Below are 3,296 nucleotides of genomic sequence, written 5' to 3' on the forward strand. Positions count from 1 at the left end.
AACTGACCATACCGGTCCATCCGCAGCGTGTCGTCTTTCTCAATGTATCCAATCTGGATCTGTATTATGCGGCTGGTGGCAGAGATACCATCGCAGGGAAACCGACGTCGGATTCTATGTCGCCGGAACTGGCCGATGCCATGAAAGACGTACCGGCTGTGGGCATTATCCATAGCCCGAATATGGAAACGATTTTGTCCCTGAAGCCCAATCTGGTCATCGGTGTCAATGTGCCGTTCCACAACCAGATACGGCAGACGCTGGAACAAAACGGTATTCCACTGTATATTAATTCACTTGATTCGCTGGAAGATACGGAAAAAACACTCCGCTTTTTCGGCGAACTGACCGGCAAGGAAGGAGAAGCCAACGCCAGAGCTGATGAAATCAAAAAACGGTGTGATGCCGTCGTAGAGGCTGTTTCCCATGAAACGAGTCCAAGGAGTCTTATCGTATTCAGCTCGCCGGAGAGCAATAACATGGCTACATCATACAGCTTCTCCGGAGATTTGCTGAAGCGGCTCCACGGTACTAATATTGCCGATCTGGACAGTTCCCTCCAGGGGCCTTATGTGCCGCTCAGCATGGAATATGTTATCAAAAACGATCCCCAGATCATTTTCATCATTTCCATGGGACAGAGCGCAGACGAACTGAAGCGGTTCCGTCAGTCCATGAGCGACAGTGATGCCTGGAGCCAGGTGACGGCTGTCCGGGAGGGGCGGGTGTATGAGCTTCCGGCCCGTCTGTTTACGGTCAATCCGGGAAGCCACATTGCCGATGCCATGGAATATATGTCCCAGTGCCTGTATCAAGGAGGAACCTTATGACTGGTATATATGACGACAGAGTCAAAACAAGACAGACACGGCGGCTGGCCGTCATCCTGATGGGATGTGTGCTGTTGCTGATCATCCTCGTCCTGGCCGTCATGGCCGGAGCCGTGACGATTCCCGTCCGGGATGTCTGGCTGGCCCTTACGGCACCGGGAACGACCGAGGATTACCGTATTATTTATACCCTGCGCATGCCCCGCGTCATCTGTGCCGCTCTGGCCGGCGCCAATCTGGCCTTGTCCGGCTGCATCCTCCAGGGAATCCTGCGCAACCCGCTGGCTGATCCGGGCATCATCGGCATCTCTGCCGGAGCCGGACTGGCCGCCATGGCCCTGATGATGCTGGCACCCAGCCTTACGGCGCTGGTGCCGCTGGCTGCTTTTACAGGGGCACTGGGGGCGGCGGCTGTCGTATTCCTGCTGGCCTGGGAACGGGGCGTCAACCCCCTGCGCCTCGTTCTGGCCGGCGTCGCCGTGGCTGCATTTTTTGGCGGCGGCATGACCGCCCTTTCCGTATTCTTTTCCGATAAAGTGCAGGGGACCGTATCGTGGCTGGCCGGCGGATTTGCCGGTGCCAGCTGGCAGAGCGTGCGCATGATCGTGCCGTACAGTGTCATCGGCATCATAGGGACGTTGTGCCTGTACCGCCGGCTCAATGCCCTGCAGCTCGGCGACGACGTGGCCCGCACTCTGGGCGTACGCGTAGACCGGACGCGGACGATGCTCATCGCCCTGGCGGCCCTGCTGGCAGCATCGGCTGTCAGCGTCGCCGGACTCCTGGGATTCGTCGGTCTCATCGTGCCCCACGTCATGCGCCTGGTCGTGGGCTCTGATTTTGAGCCCCTGCTGCCATGCTCGGCCCTGTTCGGGGCAATCCTCGTAGCCGGCGCCGATATTGCAGCCCGTACGCTGTTCAGCCCCATGGAAGTGCCTGTAGGCATTTTCATGTCCTTCATCGGCGCGCCCTTTTTCCTCTACTTATTGAAAAGGAGGATGAGAGCTGCATGACAGGTATAGAAATGAAGGACCTGCGCCTGCAGTACGGCGCCCGGGTGATTGCCGACCAGCTGCAGGTGACACTGGACAAACCGGAAATCGTGTCGATCATCGGACCCAACGGGTCGGGAAAATCGACGCTTCTCAAGGCTATGGCCCGTCTGCTCCTGCCATCAGCCGGAACGGTCTATCTCCATGGCCAAGATATGAACAGCTTTTCAGCCGATGCCCTGGCCCGTATTATTTCCTTCCTGCCCCAGTCGGCACAGGCTCCGGGAGACATGACCGTACGCGATCTGGTCCTCATGGGGCGCCTGCCCTATCAGGGATTGTTTTCCAGCCTCAGCGAAGACGATATACGGGCGGCCGATAAGGCCCTGGAAGAAACGGAAATGACGGAGCTCCGGCATCACCGCCTGTCCGAACTTTCCGGCGGCGAACGGCAGCGCGCCTGGCTGTCCCTGGCTCTGGCGAAAGAACCGGAAATCCTCCTTCTCGACGAACCGACGACGTATCTCGATATCCATCATCAGCTCGACCTCATGGAACTCATTGCCCATCTGTATGAGACGACCCATATGATGGTGGTCATGGTCCTCCATGACCTGAATCACGCCGCCCGTTACAGTCACCGCCTCATTGCCGTCAAAAAGGGCCGCATCGTCGTAGACGGCCCCGTAGAGGAGGTATTCACCAAAGACATTATTGAACCTCTGTATCAGATACAGGCTGCTGTCACCCAGGTACGGGAAGGAAACCGCCTGTATACCGTATGTATTCCCTATGCTACAAAATAAAAGGAGATGGTAAGATGATACACCCGAACGCAGCGGCCCTGGCGGCAGCTGCCATCATGACATCTCTGTACCTGCCGGTACAGGCCGCAGGCACAGACGGCCAACAGCAGCTCCAGTCCAAAGATGTTATTGTCACGGCGACCAAAACAAAGGAGGAAGTCCGGGCCGTGCCGCAGGCCGTTGAAGTATGGACTCAGGAAGACCTGCAGCGCATGGGCGCCAGCGATGTCGTATCGGCACTGCAGCTGGCCAATAACGTCAACCTTTCCAAAGCCGGCATGACTGGCAACGCCGTCATGATACGCGGCATGAGCACCAATCATTCGCTCATCCTCGTAGATGGCAGACGTTACGCGGCCGAAGATACGGATGTGACGACCAATGTCTATGCCCTGGAGCGGATGGACCTCAGCGATATCGACCGCATCGAAATCGTCCGCGGCCCGTCGAGCTCTCTTTACGGGTCTGATGCCATGGGAGGGGTCGTCAACATCATCACCAAAGTTCCCGATAAAGCCGGCGGCACAGTGGGCGTCGTGACGGGGACCCAGAATACGGCAGAATATATGAACATCAATTTTGGCAAACATCGCCGCTGGTCTACGTCATTCGATGCCCGCCTCGACCGGCGCCGTCCGTTCAACCGCTATACGTACAGCAGCGCGGCA

At 57.5% G+C, this 3,296-nt stretch carries 4 protein-coding genes; all 4 read left to right on the plus strand.

Going from position 1 to position 3,296, the window contains the following annotated elements; translation table 11 throughout:
• The coding region (locus tag DBO31_RS02465) for an ABC transporter substrate-binding protein (protein ID WP_150824355.1) at positions 1–830 on the plus strand (830 nt) is incomplete at its 5' end.
• Entirely contained in the window at positions 827–1,843 is a 1,017-nt protein-coding gene (locus DBO31_RS02470; RefSeq protein ID WP_150824356.1) for an iron ABC transporter permease, read from the plus strand. The genes DBO31_RS02465 and DBO31_RS02470, both read left to right, overlap by 4 nt.
• Positions 1,840–2,628, plus strand: a complete 789-nt coding sequence (locus DBO31_RS02475; RefSeq protein WP_150824357.1) for an ABC transporter ATP-binding protein — start codon at positions 1,840–1,842, stop codon at positions 2,626–2,628. Before DBO31_RS02470 ends, DBO31_RS02475 begins: the two co-directional genes overlap by 4 nt.
• Before the next feature lie 14 nt (positions 2,629–2,642).
• The coding region (locus tag DBO31_RS02480) for a TonB-dependent siderophore receptor (protein ID WP_159897738.1) at positions 2,643–3,296 on the plus strand (654 nt) is incomplete at its 3' end.

Source organism: Megasphaera sp. DJF_B143, from assembly GCF_900320625.1.
Classification (GTDB): Bacteria; Bacillota; Negativicutes; order Veillonellales; family Megasphaeraceae; genus Megasphaera; species Megasphaera hexanoica.